At 42.4% G+C, this 16,004-nt stretch carries 15 protein-coding genes; 8 read left to right on the forward strand and 7 right to left on the reverse strand.

Annotated features, from left to right (window positions below):
• Nucleotides 1–39: 39 nt before the first annotated feature.
• The 7 genes from LLW17_RS12040 to LLW17_RS12070 form a co-directional block, all read right to left on the reverse strand.
• Nucleotides 40–552 (reverse strand): OmpH/Skp family outer membrane protein, encoded by a 513-nt coding sequence (locus LLW17_RS12040; protein WP_228230539.1) that lies wholly within the window; start codon nt 550–552, stop codon nt 40–42.
• Nucleotides 553–623: 71 nt separating this feature from the next.
• Nucleotides 624–1,568, reverse strand: coding sequence for an OmpH/Skp family outer membrane protein (locus LLW17_RS12045; RefSeq protein WP_228230540.1), 945 nt, complete (start codon nt 1,566–1,568; stop codon nt 624–626).
• Nucleotides 1,569–1,602: 34 nt separating this feature from the next.
• Nucleotides 1,603–4,164, reverse strand: coding sequence for an outer membrane protein assembly factor BamA (bamA, locus tag LLW17_RS12050; protein WP_228230541.1), 2,562 nt, complete (start codon nt 4,162–4,164; stop codon nt 1,603–1,605).
• A gap of 28 nt (nt 4,165–4,192) precedes the next feature.
• Nucleotides 4,193–4,933 (reverse strand): undecaprenyl pyrophosphate synthase, encoded by a 741-nt coding sequence (gene uppS, locus LLW17_RS12055; protein ID WP_228230542.1) that lies wholly within the window; start codon nt 4,931–4,933, stop codon nt 4,193–4,195.
• A gap of 10 nt (nt 4,934–4,943) precedes the next feature.
• On the reverse strand, nt 4,944–5,636 hold the full coding sequence (gene porG, locus LLW17_RS12060; RefSeq protein ID WP_228230543.1) for a type IX secretion system protein PorG: 693 nt from the start codon (nt 5,634–5,636) through the stop codon (nt 4,944–4,946).
• 97 nt (nt 5,637–5,733) lie between these two features.
• On the reverse strand, nt 5,734–6,618 hold the full coding sequence (locus LLW17_RS12065) for an NAD kinase (protein WP_228230544.1): 885 nt from the start codon (nt 6,616–6,618) through the stop codon (nt 5,734–5,736).
• A gap of 12 nt (nt 6,619–6,630) precedes the next feature.
• On the reverse strand, nt 6,631–7,293 hold the full coding sequence (locus LLW17_RS12070; protein WP_228230545.1) for a CBS domain-containing protein: 663 nt from the start codon (nt 7,291–7,293) through the stop codon (nt 6,631–6,633).
• An 87-nt stretch (nt 7,294–7,380) separates the two neighbouring features.
• Here LLW17_RS12070 and LLW17_RS12075 point away from each other — a divergent pair, with 87 nt between their 5' ends.
• The 8 genes from LLW17_RS12075 to clpX all read left to right on the forward strand — a co-directional run bounded on the left by LLW17_RS12075 (nt 7,381) and on the right by clpX (nt 16,001).
• A complete protein-coding gene (locus LLW17_RS12075) occupies nt 7,381–8,094 on the forward strand; it encodes a pyridoxine 5'-phosphate synthase (protein WP_228230546.1) in 714 nt (237 codons plus the stop codon).
• The gene (locus LLW17_RS12080) at nt 8,094–8,870 is read left to right on the forward strand and encodes an alpha/beta fold hydrolase (RefSeq protein ID WP_228230547.1); all 777 of its coding nucleotides are present in this window, start codon (nt 8,094–8,096) and stop codon (nt 8,868–8,870) included. Before LLW17_RS12075 ends, LLW17_RS12080 begins: the two co-directional genes overlap by 1 nt.
• A 253-nt stretch (nt 8,871–9,123) precedes the next feature.
• Nucleotides 9,124–10,359: an OmpP1/FadL family transporter gene (locus LLW17_RS12085; protein WP_228230548.1), complete on the forward strand. Its 1,236-nt coding sequence runs from the start codon at nt 9,124–9,126 to the stop codon at nt 10,357–10,359.
• Between the two features lie 87 nt (nt 10,360–10,446).
• On the forward strand, nt 10,447–12,006 hold the full coding sequence (locus LLW17_RS12090) for an SGNH/GDSL hydrolase family protein (RefSeq protein WP_228230549.1): 1,560 nt from the start codon (nt 10,447–10,449) through the stop codon (nt 12,004–12,006).
• Nucleotides 12,007–12,120: 114 nt separating this feature from the next.
• Nucleotides 12,121–12,462 (forward strand): phage holin family protein, encoded by a 342-nt coding sequence (locus LLW17_RS12095; protein WP_228230550.1) that lies wholly within the window; start codon nt 12,121–12,123, stop codon nt 12,460–12,462.
• A gap of 95 nt (nt 12,463–12,557) precedes the next feature.
• A complete protein-coding gene (tig, locus tag LLW17_RS12100) occupies nt 12,558–13,880 on the forward strand; it encodes a trigger factor (protein WP_228230551.1) in 1,323 nt (440 codons plus the stop codon).
• A 147-nt stretch (nt 13,881–14,027) separates the two neighbouring features.
• Complete coding sequence (gene clpP, locus LLW17_RS12105; protein ID WP_228230589.1) at nt 14,028–14,702, forward strand: ATP-dependent Clp endopeptidase proteolytic subunit ClpP; 675 nt, start codon at nt 14,028–14,030, stop codon at nt 14,700–14,702.
• A 66-nt stretch (nt 14,703–14,768) separates the two neighbouring features.
• The gene (clpX, locus tag LLW17_RS12110) at nt 14,769–16,001 is read left to right on the forward strand and encodes an ATP-dependent Clp protease ATP-binding subunit ClpX (RefSeq protein WP_228230552.1); all 1,233 of its coding nucleotides are present in this window, start codon (nt 14,769–14,771) and stop codon (nt 15,999–16,001) included.
• Nucleotides 16,002–16,004: the final 3 nt, after the last annotated feature.

The following is a 16,004-nucleotide window of genomic DNA, read 5'->3' on the forward strand; positions in this document are numbered from 1 at the left end:
TGCTCAAAAGGGCAGTGATTTTTATTTAGGATTTAAGATTTAGATACCTAATTCTTTCTTTACATCCGGCATAAGGTCATAACCGTCTGCAAGGATTAAACCGGTTCCTGTAGTACTGTCCAGGACGTATTTAAAACCTTTTGCACGTGCTACTTTTTGAATCGCGGTACGCGCTTTTTCAATAATAGGTTGTAAAGCTTCAGCTTCTTTCTTTTGAAGATCTCTTAACGCATTTTGACGGTATTCCATAATCTTGTTACGGGTTTGTTCCACTTCAGCCTGACGCTGTAAGTTGGTTTCGTCAGTTTGGTTAGGAGCTTCATTGCCATAACGGGTCATGGTTTTCTTAAGCTCTTCGGCCATAGTATTCATCTCTGCATCATAAGAGCTTTGAAGTTTTTCTAAGTCGGCCTGAGCCTGCTTATATTGAGGCATAGAGGTAAGCAAATCCTGAGTCGCAATATGGGCAACTTTTAAATCTTGAGCTTGCATAAATCCTGTCGTTCCTAAAATTAGGGCTAAGGCTACAACTAGGGTTTTAACGTGTTTCATTGTTCTGATATTAAGTGTTATAATTATTTAAAAAGTAATTGCCCTTTTAAACTCGTGACCGGAGTAAATTTTTAGTTAATAGAATCCTTTTGTTTTTTTCTGCTCTCTAAAATACTGTCTCTTCGGCGCTGACGCTCCTTTAAAATCTGCTGTCTGCGCTGTTCCGGCGTTAGCGTACCCGGTGGTGTTTCGCCCGGCAATCCCGGTGGATTGCTGGAGTTACTGCCTCCGGATCTTGCAGCCTCGACCGAGTCTTTTCTGCGTTGACGTTCTTCTATGATTTCACGTCGTCGACGTTCAAATTCTTCTCTTTTAGCGTTTTGTATAGAATCCCGAGTTGCTTTACGTGCTTCTATAAGCTGTTCGCGTTCGGTTTGCTTGGCGTTATTTGCCGCTTCGCGTGCTTCCCGTTCACGTACTTCTTCAACGCTTAGGGCTTCCGTGCGCTCCAGATCGTCTTTGTCTGACCGCGATTGAACTTGATTGCGTTTTGAAGAGCGTTTGATGCTCAATAGAATCTGATCGCTTACATCATGGCGCTTATCAGCATACAACATAACCAAATCTGACGATTTATCAAGTACAAAGTCATATTGTCTGGCTGCGCCTATTTCCTGAACCGCATTAAAAACCTGATCCTGTATGGGTTCAATTAAAACGCTGCGTTGCTTCATCAAATCACCTTCCGGGCCAAAACGCTTTTGTTGATATTCTAAAATTTCATTTTGCATAAAGCGAATTTCGTCTTCGCGCTCCTTAATGAGTTCTTGCGTGAGCAGTACCCGCTCGTTCTCCAGAGCCTGCTTCATTTGCTCTATTTCATTGTTGCGTTTCTCGATCTCACTCTTCCACTCGGCAACGCGTTTGTCAAGTTGGGTTTGTGCTTCCTGATACTCGGGAACATTTTCTAAAATGTAATTCATGTCAACATAACCTATTCGAATACTACGCTGTGCTTTTAAATCGGTCGCAAAGAAACTCAATGCGAGACTGAAAATTAAAACGTGTGCTCTCATAGATACAGGTACTTTAGAAAATATCGTGCCAAAATTAAAATTGCTGACCGATTATGAAGTGTGTTTCCCAACCATTAGGACCTCCAACGGTTCCCGGAATAGGATCAAACCCATAACCAAAATCAATACCCAGCAAACCAAATGCGGGCATAAATATACGAATACCTGCACCGGCTGAACGGTTCATTAAGAACGGATTATAATCTCTAAAATTGTCAAACGAAGAACCTGCTTCTGCAAATATCAGTGCATAGATTGATGCGGAAGGTTTTAAGGTTATAGGGTAACGCAATTCAAACTCAAATTTGTTGTAGATGGTGGCGCCATCATTAGGATCTAAATCGGGGTTTTCAGATCGATCCTGAGGAAGTACAGATTGGTTTGGATAACCTCTTAAACGAATAACCTCACGCCCGTCCAGTGCAAAACCACCAAGGCCGTCACCACCCAAAAAGAAGCGGTCAAATGGCGGGATGCCACGGTCGTTGTTGTACGCGCCGAGGAAACCAAACTCTACCTTGCTGCTTAAAACCAGTTTACCTACCAGAGACGTAAACCACTGCCCTTCAAACTTCACTTTATAATACTCAAGCCAGTTAAAGCGTTCCTGGTCTATTTCTGCAACGGCCTGTCTGTCTCCTGCAGCTTCAGCTACAGCACGATCCTCTGCAAGTTGTTTATAGTCGGTCCCATTCCATAGTGAATAGGGTGGAGCAAGCTTGGCTGTTAGATTAAATTTAGACCCTGATCTTGGAAAAATTGGGTTGATGTCGGTTTCATTACGCGAAATACCAATGGTATATGCCAGGTTTTCAGAAGAACCGTTACCAAAAGTAAACAGACCTACGTTGTAGTTTTTCAAATCAAAGTGCTGAAAGCTTATAGCATGTGAGATGGTAAAGAAGTTATCAGGTACTTCCAATCGTTTGGCCAGACCAATAGATCCACCGGTAATTAGGAAACGCTGATCTCTATCGGGTCTTGCACGGCCACCACCGCTAAAATCAAAACGGTACTGTACACTGTGTGAAAAGCTTAACTGCAATTGCACCGGCTTTTTACCTCCTAACCAGGGCTCAACAAGTGAAGCACTATAGGTTTGATAAAAGGTACTGGCCTGTGCACGTAAACTGAATTTTTGACCATCTCCCATCGGAAGCGGTTTATAGGCTTCCTTATTAAACAGATTCTGGATGGAAAAGTTGTTAAACGAAAGTCCCAGAGTTCCCACAAAGCCACCGCCACCGTAACCTCCCTGAAGTTCGATCTGGCTGGCGCCCTGTTCTACAAGAGCGTAGTTGATATCAATGGTGCCGTCATAAGGGTTGGCATTCAAAAACTGCGGATTAAGCTGTTCCGGGTCAAAGAAACCGGTTTGTCCCAATTCACGGGTTGTTTGCAATACGGCTGCCTGACTGTAACGCTGTCCGGGACGCGTACGCAGATTGCGATAGATTACGCGGTCTTTGGTTTTGTCGTTGCCGGTAATGGTAATGCGGTCGAAATATGCGAGTTTACCTTCAGTAATGCGTATTTCAAAATCTATGGTGTCGTTTTCTACATTGGTTTCAACAGGGTTGATAGAAGAGAACAAATAACCACTGTTTTTATATAGGTTAGACAGGTCATCTGCATTAGGATCCCCATCTTTAGAAATTCGTTCTTTAAGCAGAACTCCGTTGTAAACATCTCCTTTCTCAAGGCCAAGTTGCATGGCGAGTTCACGGTCTGAATATACTGTGTTTCCTAAGAAATCTATATCACCTATGTAGTACTTGTCGCCTTCCTCAACGGTAAGTTTTAGGGTGATTAGATCCTCACCGCTTTTAATAAGCGTGTCTGAAACGATACGGGCATCTCTAAAACCTTTCTCTTTGTATTTATCAATTACCGAAACTTTATCCTCAGCATAGTTCTCTGCGATGTATTTAGAGCGTTTCCAGAAGCGGATGAGGTTTTTCTGCTTGGTGTTTTTCATTTGCTTGCGCAACTTGGAGTCTGATAACTGCTCATTGCCAATGAAATCAATGTCTTCGATCTTCACACGGTCGCTGAGTTCTACATTGACGAGCATGTCTACCTTTTGCCCACCTACAGAGTCTGTAACAGGCCGGGTAATGATGCTTACCTTAGAGTTGAGATAACCCTCTTTCTTGTATTTGTTCTCAATATAGAATTTGGTCTTGGTAATCAGGTTTTCGGTAACCTTGGCGCCTTTTTTAAGATCATTGTCTTTAATGATGTCTTTGGCTTTTTTCTCCTTAATACCATTTACGGTTACTTTATTAAGCTCGGGTACTTCCTCAATTTCAAATTTGAGGTCTACCACATCGCCATTGATGGTTGCGTAGAGATTGATGTCGCTAAAAAGATCAAGATCCCAGAGCTTTTTGATTACATTGCTGATGCGGTCACCGGGAAGGTAAACCTGCTCCCCGGGTCTCAAGCGGGTAAAGGCAATTACGGTTTGCTCGTTGTATTGTTTTGCACCTACTACCGATATCTCACCGATAGTGTATTGTTTACCGTTTGACACCGGTAAATCCTGCTGTGCAAAAAGGGAGGTAAACGTAAAACAGCTTACTAATAGGGACATTAAAAGGCGCTGTTTAACAGGCATCTGTTTAATTAATTTGCTCACTCGTCTTTCCAAATCGTCGTTCTCTTTTCTGATAGTTATAAATAGCTTCGTACAGATGTTCTTTCGTAAAATCGGGCCACAGCACCGGTGTAAAATACAACTCGGCATAGGCAATTTGCCACAATAAAAAATTACTTATACGCTGCTCACCGCTGGTACGTATAAGTAAGTCTACGTCAGGCAAATCGTGTGTGTACAAATGCTCCTTAATGACTGACTCGTTTATTGAATGTGGCGAAATTAAGTTTTTTTTAACTTTTTGACTGATTTCCTGAACTGTTTTTATAAGCTCCTCCCGCGCGCCGTAACTCAGGGCGAGGGTAAGCTTTAAACGGGAATTCGTTTTTGTTTTTTCGATAACTTCATTAAGCTCGTTCTGGGCTTTTTCGGGCAGGCTGTTTAAACTGCCTATCGCCGAAAGTGAGATGTCATTATCCTGAAGTGTTTTAATTTCCTTCTTTAAAGAGGAAACCAAAAGGTTCATCAGCGTATCTACTTCAAACTTGGGTCTGTTCCAGTTTTCGGTAGAAAATGCATAGAGGGTTATATAAGGTACTCCCAGTTCTGCACATGCCTCGATGGTTTGTCGTACGGCTTTAGTGCCTTTCTTATGGCCTTTTACCCGTAATAATCCCTGATTTTTTGCCCATCTTCCATTGCCATCCATAATAACGGCGATGTGTTGGGGCAGTCTCTCAAGGTTAAGTTGGTTTAAAAATTCCATTCAAATTGTATTAAAAACCGCAATAGCATGGTTGCCTGCCAAAGGTATAAGTTATTGTCATTCCTGAAAACATATACCAGTCTTTATTATTGATATTGCCAAAACTTACATTGTCATAAGCTTCATCTCCCGGAAAACTTCCGTCCAGATTATCTGCAAAGGTATACCGTGCGCCTACTTCAACAGCCAGAACAAAACTGCTGCTTACCTGAGCTTTAAAGCCTAAAACCATGGGGATGGCCAGGTCGAGCTCCCGGTCTGTTTTTACCAGTTCATTTTCTACCGCATCAAGCGCAAACGAATCGTGATAAAAACCGGTAAAGCCCGTGTATAAATAAGGGCTGGCAGGTCTGTTAAAACTGGTGTGCATGTCAAAATCCCAGAAGGTGTATTCAATTCCTAGGGATCCTTCAATAAGCGAACCGCTAAATTGATACCCTCTATTTTGTCTTCGCAAATCATCACTTTCCAGATCTGAGGCCTGAAGATTTGCGTAAAGTAATGTAGCTCTGAAGGCGTGTCTGGGGCTGCGGTTCCATTTGGCAATTCCTCCCAAAACCAGTGCATTTGGGTCAATGTAATTGGATTTTCCTACATCTCCTATAAAATTGCTGCCTCCGGCATAGAGTCCTATTTCGTAGGTCTGGCTGTTTGCCTCAACCCCAAAAAGCATGGCAAGAATAAGAACTGTAAAATACCTCATCGATTTTAAAAAGTTTGCAAATATAACAATATTGTTTCGTGTCGCGCTCGTGCGATTCTTTTCTTCCTCATAAACAGGAAGTGTCGCGATTTATTGTTTAGTTGCGTTTGTCTTCGCCCCAAAGTAATTTTTTGCGAAGCGTGGTTAAGAAGGTGTCTTCTTCGAGCAAAACCAATTTAATGCTGAAAGGCGCCTTGGTCAGGGTCATTTCTGTTTCAACGGGTAGCGTGGCAATACGGGAATCCAGAGAAACCAGATGATCGGCTTCCCGGCCACTTACCTTTAATTTAATCACCGTGGAGTCCGGTACTACTATGGGCCTGGCGTTGAGGTTGTGAGGGGCGATGGGAGTAAGAATAAAGCTTGAGGTCTTTGGCATTATTACGGGGCCTCCGCAACTCAGGCTGTATCCTGTAGAGCCTGTGGGTGTCGAGATGATAAGACCGTCTGCCCAGTAATTGGTAAGATGTTCCCCGTTAAGAGAGGTTTCTACCGAAATCATAGAGGTCGAATTTTTTCGGCTTACCGTGATTTCATTTAATGCAAAATTGAGTTCTTCCAGCGTGGCATTAGGAGTAGAAGCTTTTATGCATATGAGTGAACGTTCGGTAATGCTGTAATTTTTCTTTAAAATTTCTTCTACAGAAGAAACCAGCTTTTCCTTGTTTACCGTTGCGAGAAAACCCAGCCTTCCGGTATTAATACCTACAATAGGAATATTGAGATCACGCACATAGGTGATGGTCTGCAGGATCGTGCCATCCCCGCCAATGCTAAAAAAAAGATCGTAAGAATTATCGAGCTCCTCAAATGTGCTGAAATGTGAGTAGGTTTTCTCAATGTCTTCGTTAGCGTGAATAAGCTTTAAGAAATGCTCTTCGATGATTACTTCAACACCTTTCTGATCGAGAAGGTCCAGAAGCTGCTGCACATATTTGCCAGAACCTTCGTGATAGAATTGACCGTAGATACCTACTTTCATAAAGGATAGTTGCTAGATGTTCAGGTATTTTTCGAGATATTGAGAGCGATCTCTCAGTTCTTTAACAAAGGCATCTTCCTGATGCTGGGAGACGATGGTGTAGCCATAGCGTCTAAAAGCCTGCAAAATGTTATTAAAGCTGGTGTTAGAACCAATTTTGATCGAGATCTGAGCGACATCATTGGCAATTCTGGAAATAAATGCTCCCAGGATTTTTCCGTCATTTGACTCTACAATCTGGCTCACTTCACTGAAACTGTAATCGTGTATGCCGTGTTCAATCACGATAATGCTTCCGGCTTCATTGAGAAACGGCGTGTTGTTGAAATAGGTCATCACATCGGCCAGTTCATAATAACCCAGATAGGTGGCGCTTTCGGCGTCGAGCACAGGCATTAAATTGGTGCTGTTTTGCGCAAAAACTTCTACAACATTCAGCCAGTTGGTTTCGGTAGTCACAAAAAAGACTTCATACATATGGGAGTGATCTGCAATCCGGGTAGAAGCTTCCAGACAATGCACGTCGTTTTCGTTAAGACAGCCTACATATACACCTTCCCGAATAATGGGGATGTGAGAGTAAGTGGTCTGTGAGAAAAGTTCCTGAGCATCGCCTATGAGGCGCTGTTCTTCAAGAGGATCGATATCTTTTAATATGTAGTCGGTAATTTCCATAGTTGCACTTCAAGCAATTTAATCAAAAAAGTAAGGGGTAACGCCCTGTTACTTTGTATTTTTGCAGACAAAGTTACAATTATTGAAATGACTAAATTAAGCGTAAATGTTAATAAGATCGCAACGCTGCGCAATGCACGCGGCGGTAATGTGCCTGATCTCGTTAAAACTTCTTTAGATGTCGAATCTTTTGGGGCACAGGGTATTACTATTCACCCGAGGCCCGATGAGCGTCACATTCGTTATCAGGATGCCCGTGATCTTAAAAAAGTGGTTAAAACCGAATTGAACATCGAAGGGAATCCTGTAGAAAAATTCATCAATCTGGTGCTTGAGGTTAAACCTGCTCAGGTAACACTGGTTCCTGACGCCGTTGATGCCATCACGTCAAATGCCGGTTGGGATACCGTTGCGCACCGGTCGTTTTTACAGGAAGTCATTTCAGAATTTAAAGCTAACGGAATACGCACCTCTATATTTGTTGATCCCATTTTGGAAATGGTGGAAGGAGCTAAAGAAACCGGTGCAGATCGCATCGAGTTGTATACCGAAGCTTTTGCGCTGGGTTTTAAAGAGGGACATCCTAATGCGGTAAAACCTTATGTGGAAGCAGCGCTCCTGGCTCAGGATCTCAATCTGGGTCTGAATGCAGGACACGATTTGTCGCTGGAGAATGTTAAATTTTTCGCAGACAGTATTCCCGGATTGCTCGAAGTGTCTATAGGCCACGCTTTAATTGCGGAAGCACTTTATATGGGATTGGAAAAAACCATTGAGTCGTATTTAAAAGCACTTTCGTAATGGGTTTACACAGCAGTATAACGGGTGAAGGAAAAGCTTTTGTTTTTCTGCACGGTTTTCTAGGTATGGGGGATAACTGGAAAACGATGGCCAATCAGTTTGCTGAGGCAGGCTATGAGGTACATCTGGTTGACCAGCGCAATCATGGGCGTAGCTTTCACAGCGATGTGTTTAATTACGATGTGCTTGCTGCAGATTTAAAGGAATATTGCGATGCGCATGAGTTGAGTGATATTATTTTGCTGGGGCATTCAATGGGCGGCAAGACCGCAATGTTCTTTGCGATGCAATATCCTGAGCTGATTGATAAGCTCATTATAGCCGACATTGGACCCAAATATTATGCGCCACACCATCAGGAAATTCTCGAAGGGCTACAGGCGCTTGCGCAAAATAAGGAAGCACGCAGTTCGCGCGGTGCAGCAGATGATTTTTTAAGCACCCGAATTAAGGATTGGGGCACACGCCAGTTTTTGCTTAAAAACCTGTACTGGCAGAAAGATAAAACTCTTGCATTACGGGTAAATCTTCCGGTTTTGATTGACAAGGTTGAATCTATAGGGGAGGCTCTGCCCACTCAGACTGTGAACGATGGTCCGGTGTTGTTTTTAAATGGCCTGAAATCAGATTATATTAAGCCCGAAGATTCACATCTTATTCAGGCGCACTTTCCCCAGGCTAAAATTGTAGGCATTAAAGATGCCGGTCACTGGCTTCACGCAGAAAATCCGGAGGATTTTTATAAAGAGGTGCTGCAATTTCTTCAAAATGCATAACTAGGCTCCTGTTATTCTTGTTTTGAATGAAGGGAAAAAAGCTAAAGATTCTTAGAGAGTCGTGGTGTTGTATGTCTTAAAATAGCTGTTAAATCGAATTAGTTTTAGAGTATTCATAAAAAGTGACTATTTATTCTAAGAACTCAAGAAAATTTTATAACATTGTTTTAGAAATTTATTATGCGTACATAACAATTTAGACGTGTATTCTTCAATATTTTTCCCTCTTAGTCATAATTATTTAAATCGTATCATGAGAAAAATTTTACTAGCGTCCTTATTTCTCCTGGCTTCTGCTACAACGTTTGCGGGAGGCTACCGGGTAGGTCTTCAAGGGCAAAGAGCTCTGGCAATGGGGCACACAGGTGTGGCGTATGTGAACACGGCCGAAATTGCATTTTTTAATCCTGCGGGATTGGTTTATTTAGAGAATAAGCTCAATGTTTCGGCAGGTGGTTTTGGAGTGTTCTCCAGTGTAGCCTGGCAAAATGAAAGTACAGGTCAGTTTGCAAAGACAGACAGCCCCATGGGTACGCCGTTCTATCTTTACGGCTCTTATGCTCTTACGGAGTGGATGAGTGCAGGTCTTGCGGTATATACCCCTTATGGTAGTACCGTAGAGTGGCCAACAGACTGGGCAGGATCGCATCTGGTAAATAACATTGAACTTTCGGCAATATTTGTTCAGCCTTTGCTTTCGTTTAAAATTAATGACGTTATGAGTATTGGTGGTGGTCCTATTTTCGTTACCGGTAATGTGAATTTTAACCGTAATGCAAACCGTACCCTTACCGATCTTGAAGGTAATCGATCTAATATTACCGTAGACGATAGCGGCGTTACCAACTGGGGTTGGTCGCTGGGAGCCTTGTTTAATGTTTCTGATAATTTCAGAATAGGAGCGCATTACCGCTCAGAAATTATTTTAGAATCAACAGAAGGCACTGCAACTTTTGCAAATTTCCCTAATTCTCCGCTTACCCCTTCAAATGGGGATACCAGTTTTGAAGCTTCGCTGCCTTTGCCGGCCGAACTTACTGTGGGTCTTTCTTATGATTTTGATAAATGGGTTTTCAACTTTGACTTTACCCGAACTTTTTGGGATGTTTATACTGATTTGGATATTGTATTCGGTAACGGAAGGGAATCTATCAACCCCAGAAATTATCGCAACTCGTCGCTTTATAAGTTTGGTATGGCCTATGCGCCAAGTGAGAAATTCACCTTAAGAGCGGGTTATTATTTTGACCAGTCACCTATACGTTCGGGCTATTTCGCCCCCGAAACCCCTCGTAACGATGCCAATGGTTTTACCGCAGGTCTGTCTTTTGATATTTCAAACAGTTTTGCAATTGACGCCTCTTTCCTATATGTGAGATTTAAGGAAATCAACGAGTCATACGATTATGTTGATGACGGCTCATCTTTTGGGGGTACTTATAAATCAAGTGCTTTTATTCCGGGTATAGGTGTTACTTATAAAATGTAACTGAAGCAGTACAGGTGAAGCAGCCGGTAAAGTCTCTTTTTAAGTCAGGAGGTTTCCGGTAACTAAAACATTATAACAATTTTAAAGATGAAAAATTATATAAAAATAGTGGCCCTGTCTGCCGTGTTTCTCACTGCGTGTGAAGCAGAATTAGACAATCCCATTGAAGACGGCGGAGTGTATACCAGCGGTTCTGTAGATTTCTCTAATTATGTAGCTGTAGGTAACTCCCTTACTTCAGGATATGCTGACGGAGCCTTATACATTACCGGCCAACAAAACAGCTTCCCCAATATTCTTGCGGGGCAGTTTGCCCTGGTGGGCGGCGGTGAGTTTACGCAGCCTTTAATGAATGATAATTTAGGCGGTTTGGTTAATGGCGGTACAGCTTTGCCGGGTTTTCAAAATCGCTTTGTTCTTTCAGTGGATGGTAGTGGTAACCCCGGGCCTGTTCGTCTCGAAGGTTCAGCAACCACAGATATAACAAATATACTTTCAGGGCCATTTAACAATATGGGAGTGCCGGGAGCAAAAAGCTTTCATCTTGTAGCTCCGAGTTATGGAAACATAGCAAACTTACCGGCAGCTAACCCATACTTCGTGCGTTTTGCGAGCAGCCCTAATGCAACAGTTATTGCTGATGCAGTTGCGCAGAGTCCTAGCTTTTTCTCCTTATGGATAGGTAACAACGATATTTTGAGCTACGCTACCAGTGGTGGTGTAGGTGTTGATCAAAAAGGAAATTTGAATCCTGCATCCTACGGCCCAAATGATATTACAGATCCTAATGTTTTTGCGAGTGTTTACAGTCAGGAAGTTGAAGCATTAGATGGTTCGGCTACCGGAGGGGTTTTGTTTAACATTCCTGATGTTACTTCAATCCCATTTTTCACAACGGTGCCCAATAATGCACTTGTGCTTACAGCAGAACAGGCAGCCAGTCTAACCGGATTCTTTAGAGCAGTGAGTGGCATTTTTATTCAGGGAGCGATACAGCAAGGTGTTCCCGCAACGCAGGCTCAGGCACTGGGAGCGCAGTATGCTATTACATTTAGCGCCGGTCCTAATCGTTTCATTATTGATGTTCCGGTAACGCAGACCAATCCGCTTGGTTTCCGTCAGATGACCCAAAACGAATTGTTGTTATTAACCATAAATCAGGCTGCTTTAAGAACTCAGGGATATGGTTCTGTAGCCCTTTCTCCTCAAGTACTTCAGGTTTTAGGTAAACTGCAGCAGCAAATGCAAATTACCCCTCAGGAAGCAGGACTGGTTTTAGCTGCTGTTAATGGTATTGATGATAAGGATTCCTTAGATACTGCTGAGCTTACGGCAATTGCTAATGCGCAAACGGCCTACAACGCGACTATTTCAAATGTTGCTCAGGCTAGAGGTCTTGCGCTGGTAGATGCACGGGCGACTTTACAACAGTTGGCTAATGGAGGAATCAGTTATGATGCCGGTACCTTAACCTCTACTTTTGCTACCGGAGGCGCGTTTTCTCTCGATGGAGTGCATCCCACGCCAAGAGGCTATGCGTATCTTGCAAACCTGGCTATCGATGCTATTAATGCTACCTATGGTTCAACGGTTCCTAAAGTAAACATTGGGGATTATAACACCATCACTGCTAGCCAGGCCAATTAAATATTTAAGTAGGTTTTATGATACAACGCCGTCAGCTACTGACGGCGTTTTTTTATTTTTAAATAAATTATCAGGGCGCATCTAATCTCGAGTGATCGAGTAAAACCAAATCTTATGAAAACACTTGTAAAACTGCTTCTTACCGCAATCGCGGTGATCATACTGGGCTATCTGCTTCCGGGGGTAAGCGTAACCTCCTTTTTAACGGCTCTTGTCGTCGCTGTAGTTATCGCATTGCTTCGGCTTATTGTAAAACCCATATTAATAATTCTAACGCTACCCATTACCATTCTCACCTTCGGTATTTTTCTGCTTTTTATAAATGCGATCATCATTTTGCTGGCAGGATATTTTGTTAGTGGTTTTGTCGTAGACGGTATTTGGTGGGCATTGATTTTTAGCCTCTTGCTTTCGCTCTTTCAATCCTTGCTTTTCGCTTTGATTAAAGAAGAATAGAACCCGGCTGAATGCTAAGTGGTTATAAACTTTGCAGGCGTCTAAAAAAGATGTACTTTTGCACTCCAAATTTTATAGGAAAATTCCACTAGAAGATGAATATTACACGAGAGAATATTGATGAGCTCAATGCAGTACTCAAAGTAGCTATTGCTAAAGATGATTACAGCGAGAAAGTGCAAAAAGTGCTAAAGGATTACCGTAAATCTGCAAATATCCCTGGTTTTAGAAAGGGTCACGTGCCTATGGGGCTTGTGCAAAAGCAGTACGGCAAAGCGGTTAAAGTTGATGAGGTAAATAAATTGCTTCAGGACAACCTTCAAAAATACCTTACCGAAGAAAAACTGGATGTTTTGGGTAATCCATTACCCAAAGGCCAGGAAGATCTTAACTGGGATGAGGACAATTATACTTTTGAATTTGAACTGGGTCTCTCTCCTAAGTTTGAGGTGGATTTACAGCCTAAAGAGGCAATCACCAGCTATAAAATAGTTGTTGATGATAAAATGCTTGACAATCAAATCAAGACTATTCAGAAGCAATACGGTAAAATCACCAGCAAGCAGGAAGTTGAAGCCGGTGATGAAGTAAGCGGTAGTTTTGTAAACGAAGAAGCAGAGCTTAATAAAAAGACCACTTTTGAAGTTTCTAAGCTGAAAGGCAAAGCGAATACTTCGGCATTTTTAGGAGCTAAAGTAGGTGATACCATAACTGTTACTACCAAAGGTTTATTTGCTGAAGCCGGAGATTATCGTGCGCACTTGGGTCTTACTGAAGACGAGGCTAAGGAGCAAAATCTTGAAGTTTCTTTTACTATCGCCGAAGTAAATCACAGAGTGCCTGCAGATTTAGATCAGGAGCTTTTTGATAAATTATACGGTGAAGGTGTGGTGACTTCTGTTACTGAGCTTCGCGAAAAGATTAAAGAAGAAGGAGAGGCGCAATTCAAACAACAGAGCGATCAGCAGTTGCTTAATGATGTGACCGAAAAGCTCATCGAAAACACCAATTTTGATCTTCCGGCAGAATTTTTAAAGAAATGGATTCAGCAAAGCGGAGAGAAAGAGTTGACTTTTGAAGAGGCTGCAGAAGAGTACGAGCGTTCTGAAAAAGGCTTGCGTTACCAGCTTATTGAAGGTAAAATCATTGCAGATAACAACCTGCAGATTACTTTCGAAGAAATTAAAGAATACGCTAAAGAAATGATTAAGGCACAAATGGCACAATATGGCCAGATGAACCCTTCCGATGAGGAGCTTGAGGGTATTGCTGCCCGCATTTTGAGCAATCAGGATGAGGTACGTCGCCTTTCTGAGCAGTTGATGAACAAAAAATTGCTTGATTTCTTCAAAGAGCACGTAAAATTAAAAGAGAAGGAAGTGACCTTTGACGAGTTTGTCAAAGAAGTTTACAACTAGTAATTCTCTAAATTATATAGTATCTTTAAGGCGTTTTAACTTTGGGGTTGAAACGCCTTTTTTACTTAAAATTTAGGAGGTGTGTCTACACCTTTTTTAATGAAATTTCAATTTTGGGATGGTATCCTGAAACATTCAAAAAACACTATGAATTACGCAGAAGAATTTAAAAAATACGCGATTAAAGATCAGGGGATCAGCAGCACCTATTACGACAAGATCGTAAGCAGTATGCATCCTGTGGGTCTTACGCCCAATATTATTGAAGAGCGCCAGATGAATGCTGTCGCGATGGACGTGTTTTCACGTTTAATGATGGACCGTATTATTTTCCTGGGAACAGGGATTAACGATCAGGTAGCAAACATCGTACAGGCTCAGTTGTTGTTCTTAGAAAGTACCGACGCCTCTAAAGATATTCAGATTTACATAAACTCACCGGGTGGTAGCGTGTATGCCGGTCTGGGAATTTACGATACCATGCAGTTTATTAAGCCTGATGTGGCGACTATCTGTACCGGTATGGCGGCTTCTATGGGAGCTGTGCTTTTGTGCGCAGGTGCCAAAGGCAAGCGTAGCGGTCTTACACACTCACGAGTGATGATTCACCAGCCTTTAGGCGGTGCACAGGGACAGGCCAGTGATATTGAGATCACAGCCCGCGAGATTATAACCTTAAAAGAAGAGTTGTATAAAATCATCTCAAAACACTCAGGTCAGCCTTATGATAAGGTATATGAAGACAGTGACCGTGATTATTGGATGAAAGCAGATAAAGCGCTCGAATACGGTATGATAGACGAAATACTCGCAAGAGACTAAGTACACGCAGGTTTAGATCTGTAAACAGGATTTTAGGGATTTCCCTGAGATCAAAATGATTGAATTATGGCGAAAGAAGAATTAGAATGTTCCTTTTGTGGCCGCAAAAAGCCCGAGACCAATTTGCTTATTGCAGGTCTTGATGCGCACATTTGTGACCGCTGTATCGAGCAGGCTCACGGAATTGTGCTCGAGGAAGCAAAAGACATCAATAAAAGCAATTTAAACAGCGATCTTACCCTTAAAAAGCCCAAGGAAATCAAGAGCTTTTTAGATGAATACATCATCGGGCAGGATTTTACCAAAAAGGTGATGTCTGTTGCGGTTTATAACCACTACAAGCGGTTGTTGCAGCCCGATACCGAAGATGATATCGACATCCAGAAGAGTAATATCATAATGGTGGGGCAAACCGGTACCGGAAAAACCCTTATGGCAAAAACCATCGCACGTATGCTTAATGTACCGCTTGCGATTGTAGATGCCACAGTTCTTACCGAAGCAGGATATGTAGGCGAGGATGTTGAGAGTATATTAACCCGTCTGCTTCAGGCTGCCGATTACAATCTGGAAAAAGCCGAGCGCGGTATTGTATTTATTGATGAGATTGATAAAATCGCCCGTAAAAGCGACAATCCATCCATCACGCGGGATGTGAGTGGTGAAGGGGTGCAGCAGGCACTTTTGAAATTGCTTGAAGGTACCACGGTAAACGTTCCGCCGAAGGGTGGGCGTAAGCATCCCGATCAGAAATTTATTGAAGTCAATACCGAGCATATTCTTTTTATAGCCGGAGGTGCTTTTGACGGTATTGATCGTGTCATTAGCAAGCGTCTCAATATGCAGGCAGTAGGTTTTAGTGCCAGTATGAGCGACGATGTTATTGAACGTGATAATCTGCTTAAATACATCATTCCAAAAGACCTGAAAGATTTTGGACTCATCCCTGAAATTATAGGTCGTTTGCCGGTTCTAACGCATATGGATCCGCTTGATGCAGCAACCCTGCGTGCCATTTTAACCGAACCAAAAAACGCGATCATTAAGCAATACGAAAAGCTTTTTGATATGGATGATATTGAGTTTGAAATCACTCAGGATGCACTGGACTATATCGTTCAGAAGGCAATCGAGTATAAATTAGGTGCGAGAGGTTTGCGATCCTTGTGTGAAGCAATATTCACCGATGCGATGTTTGAACTGCCCAGCTCTGACACTACAGAATTTAAAGTAGATAAGGAGTATGCCGAATTTAAGCTCGAAAAGTCAACGATTAAGAAGCTGAAAGCAGTTTCATAAATC

It is taken from the genome of Leeuwenhoekiella parthenopeia (assembly GCF_020782115.1).
Taxonomy (GTDB): domain Bacteria; phylum Bacteroidota; class Bacteroidia; order Flavobacteriales; family Flavobacteriaceae; genus Leeuwenhoekiella; species Leeuwenhoekiella parthenopeia.

What these genes read in the sequence shown, in the direction of transcription:
- LLW17_RS12085 (WP_228230548.1), top strand. Translation starts at nt 9,124, where the DNA reads ATGAGAAAAATTTTACTAGCGTCCTTATTTCTCCTGGCTTCTGCTACA.
- LLW17_RS12075 (WP_228230546.1), top strand. Translation starts at nt 7,381, where the DNA reads ATGACTAAATTAAGCGTAAATGTTAATAAGATCGCAACGCTGCGCAAT.
- LLW17_RS12070 (WP_228230545.1), bottom strand. Translation starts at nt 7,293, where the DNA reads ATGGAAATTACCGACTACATATTAAAAGATATCGATCCTCTTGAAGAA.
- LLW17_RS12095 (WP_228230550.1), top strand. Translation starts at nt 12,121, where the DNA reads ATGAAAACACTTGTAAAACTGCTTCTTACCGCAATCGCGGTGATCATA.
- tig (WP_228230551.1), top strand. Translation starts at nt 12,558, where the DNA reads ATGAATATTACACGAGAGAATATTGATGAGCTCAATGCAGTACTCAAA.
- bamA (WP_228230541.1), bottom strand. Translation starts at nt 4,164, where the DNA reads ATGTCCCTATTAGTAAGCTGTTTTACGTTTACCTCCCTTTTTGCACAG.
- LLW17_RS12040 (WP_228230539.1), bottom strand. Translation starts at nt 552, where the DNA reads ATGAAACACGTTAAAACCCTAGTTGTAGCCTTAGCCCTAATTTTAGGA.
- clpP (WP_228230589.1), top strand. Translation starts at nt 14,028, where the DNA reads ATGAATTACGCAGAAGAATTTAAAAAATACGCGATTAAAGATCAGGGG.
- clpX (WP_228230552.1), top strand. Translation starts at nt 14,769, where the DNA reads ATGGCGAAAGAAGAATTAGAATGTTCCTTTTGTGGCCGCAAAAAGCCC.
- LLW17_RS12090 (WP_228230549.1), top strand. Translation starts at nt 10,447, where the DNA reads ATGAAAAATTATATAAAAATAGTGGCCCTGTCTGCCGTGTTTCTCACT.
- LLW17_RS12080 (WP_228230547.1), top strand. Translation starts at nt 8,094, where the DNA reads ATGGGTTTACACAGCAGTATAACGGGTGAAGGAAAAGCTTTTGTTTTT.
- porG (WP_228230543.1), bottom strand. Translation starts at nt 5,636, where the DNA reads ATGAGGTATTTTACAGTTCTTATTCTTGCCATGCTTTTTGGGGTTGAG.
- uppS (WP_228230542.1), bottom strand. Translation starts at nt 4,933, where the DNA reads ATGGAATTTTTAAACCAACTTAACCTTGAGAGACTGCCCCAACACATC.
- LLW17_RS12045 (WP_228230540.1), bottom strand. Translation starts at nt 1,568, where the DNA reads ATGAGAGCACACGTTTTAATTTTCAGTCTCGCATTGAGTTTCTTTGCG.
- LLW17_RS12065 (WP_228230544.1), bottom strand. Translation starts at nt 6,618, where the DNA reads ATGAAAGTAGGTATCTACGGTCAATTCTATCACGAAGGTTCTGGCAAA.